Here is a 2,728-nt window from a genome sequence, read left to right as displayed (position 1 = left end):
CCCGCCTGGAGCGCGGCGCAGCCGCGCGCACCGCCAGCCGCCTGAGCCTGCGCAGCCCGCCGCCTGATGGCGGCTGGTCCGCGTCCGCACGCCGTCATCTCGCCGCCACGTTCCGTTCGCGCCGCCCGCGCGTCCGGAGGCGTGCCGTCATTCAGGCTCATGCGCCCCAGCCAGCTCCGCCCGTACCTGGGCGGGCCGCGGGGCGCGCGGGCCGGACCACCGGTTCCAGACATGAAGAAAACCACGATATACACCCTGCTGCTGAGCGCGCTCGCCAGCGGCTCCGCCCATGCCCAGCCCACGGACCCCGCCGTGCAAACCCTGGCGCCCACCACCGTGCACGGCGCGGCCGCCGAAGAACCCGCCCCCAACGGCCCTATCAACCTGAACGCGCGCGACAGCACCGGCAGCCGCCTGGGCCTGACCCTGCGCGAAACGCCGGCCAGCGTCACCGTGATCTCGCGCCAGCAGATCGAGGCGCGCGGCTCCCTGAACACGCAGGAGATCGCCCGCGGCATTCCCGGCGTGGACAATGCCTCACCGCCTGGCAACGCCGGCGCGGTCAGCTACCGCGGCTTCTCCGGCGGCCAGGTCTCGCAGCTGTTCAACGGCATCTCCGTGCAGTACGACTCCATCGCCGCGCGGCCGGTGGATAGCTGGATCTACGACCGGGTCGAAGCGATAGGCGGCCCCTCCACCTTCCTGTTCGGCGCGGGCGCGGTGGGCGGCGCCATCAACTACGTCACCAAGCTGCCCGAACGCGACACTTTCTACGATGGCCAACTGCGGCTCGGCTCGTTCGACAGCCGCCAGCTGTCGGTCGGCCTGAACCAGCAACTGGCGGGCGAGCCCGGCGGCCGCGGTCACTATCTGCGCATCGACGCCAACACCGATTCCAGCCACGGCTGGGTCGACGGCAACCATTCCCGCGCCAGCCAGGTCGCCGCCTCGCTGCTGTCGGACCTGGGCGCGGACGTGACCCAGACCTTTGCCTTCGAATACCAGCGCGAACAAGTCGACCGTCCCTATTGGGGCACGCCGCTGAAAACCGGCGCCAACGGCGTGGTGCAGGGCGCGGGCCATATCCTGGATGGCACGCGCTTCAAGAACTACAACGTCAACGACGGCCTGTATGAGCAGTCGGTGCTGTGGGCGCGCTCCCTGACGGAATGGCGCGCCGGCTCCAACCTGACCTTCAAGAACACGCTCTACTACTATCGCGCCGAACGCGATTACCGCAACCTGGAGAACTACCGCCTGAACGCCGGCAACAGCCTGGTGCTGCGGTCCGGCGCGCTGCTTCAGCGCCACGAGCAAAGCCTGATCGGCAACCGCGTGGAAGGCCTGTACCGCTCGACCCTGGCCGGCCTGCCCAGCGACTGGTCGTTCGGCGTCGACATCAGCCAGAACAAGATCACGCGCTACCCCACCAGCCTGCCCGCCCAGGTGGATGCAGTCGATCCCTACGACTTCTCGCCCGGCGACTTCTACGACATCCCCGGCATGAAGCGCGGCCACGTCGCCGATCGCGACAACCGCATCCGCACGCTGGCAATGACGATGGAGAACCGCACCACGGTGCTGCCGGGCGTGGCCATCGTGTCGGCGCTGCGCAAGGACTTCATCGACCTGGACCTGACCAACCGCCGCGCGATCACGGCCGCCTCGCCCGCCAGCGCGCAGCGCAGCTACTCGCCGCTGACCGGACGGCTGGGCGTGAACTGGGAACTGAGCCCGGAGGCCTCGCTGTACGCGCAGTACGCGACCGCGGCGGATCCCCCTTCGGGCATCTTGGCGACGGCCTCGTTCGCCGACGTGCTGAGCAATGACAAGCTGAGCACCGGCAGACAGGCCGAAGTGGGCGGCAAGTTCAACTTCTGGGACGGCCGCGGCACCGCCACCGTGGCGGTCTATGAGATCAAGCGCAAGAACATCGCCACCTCGGACCCGAACAATCCCGGCGTCAGCGTGCCGGTGGGCGCGCAATCGGCGCGCGGCATCGAATTGGCCGGCGGCCTGCAGCTGACGTCCCAGCTGTCCTTGCAAGGCAACGTCGCCTTCGTCGATCCCAAGTACGACGACTTCTCGCAATCCGTGGGCGGCGTGGCGGTCTCGCGCAACGGCAACGTGCCGACCAACACCCCGCGCCGCGTCGCCAACGTCTGGCTGGATTACGCCTTCCTGCCCGACTGGACCGCCAGCATGGCTGCGCGCTACGTGGGCCGCATGTATGCCGATGCCGCCAACACCGTCTGGACGCCGTCCTACACCGTGTTCGACGCGGCGCTGTCGCACCGGATCAACCGCAACCTCAGCGTGACGGCGCGCGTGCGCAACCTGACCGACAAGGTCTATGCCGCGAACGCAACGCCGACCATGTACTACCTGGGCGCGCCGCGCTCGGTCGAGCGCACCTTGCAGGCCCGCTTCTGAGCGGCGCGCCGGGACAGACCGCCATGAACACGACACTTCCCTCCCCGTCCCGGCATCGCGCCGGACCGCCGCTGTCGGCGCGCGCCAAGCGCTGGCTGTACCTGATCCATCGCTGGGCGGGCATCGTGCTGTGCCTGTTCTTCGCCATGTGGTTCGTCTCCGGCGTGGTGATGATGTACGTGGGCTATCCCAAGCTCACGCCGCAGGAACGCCTGGCGCACCTGCCCGCGCTGGACCCGGCGCTCATCGCCGTGGCCCCGTCGCAGGCGCTGGCCGCGGCGGGCGTCCGCGACTC

At 69.3% G+C, this 2,728-nt stretch carries 1 protein-coding gene and 1 pseudogene; both read left to right on the top strand.

All coding sequences use genetic code 11. The annotated features are described in order from the left end of the window. Nucleotides 1-231: 231 nt before the first annotated feature. On the top strand, nucleotides 232-2,433 hold the full coding sequence (locus tag WBB14_RS29010) for a TonB-dependent receptor (protein WP_424242813.1): 2,202 nt from the start codon (nucleotides 232-234) through the stop codon (nucleotides 2,431-2,433). A 23-nt stretch (nucleotides 2,434-2,456) separates the two neighbouring features. Beyond that, nucleotides 2,457-2,728: pseudogene (locus tag WBB14_RS29005) on the top strand (PepSY domain-containing protein); the annotation flags it as partial.

It is taken from the genome of Achromobacter sp., from assembly GCF_049647645.1.
Lineage (GTDB): Bacteria > Pseudomonadota > Gammaproteobacteria > Burkholderiales > Burkholderiaceae_B > Achromobacter.
The sequence above is the reverse complement of the archived record's forward strand: the minus strand, read 5'-3'. Positions and strand labels throughout refer to the sequence as shown.

What these genes read in the sequence shown, in the direction of transcription:
- WBB14_RS29010 (WP_424242813.1), top strand. Translation starts at nt 232, where the DNA reads ATGAAGAAAACCACGATATACACCCTGCTGCTGAGCGCGCTCGCCAGC.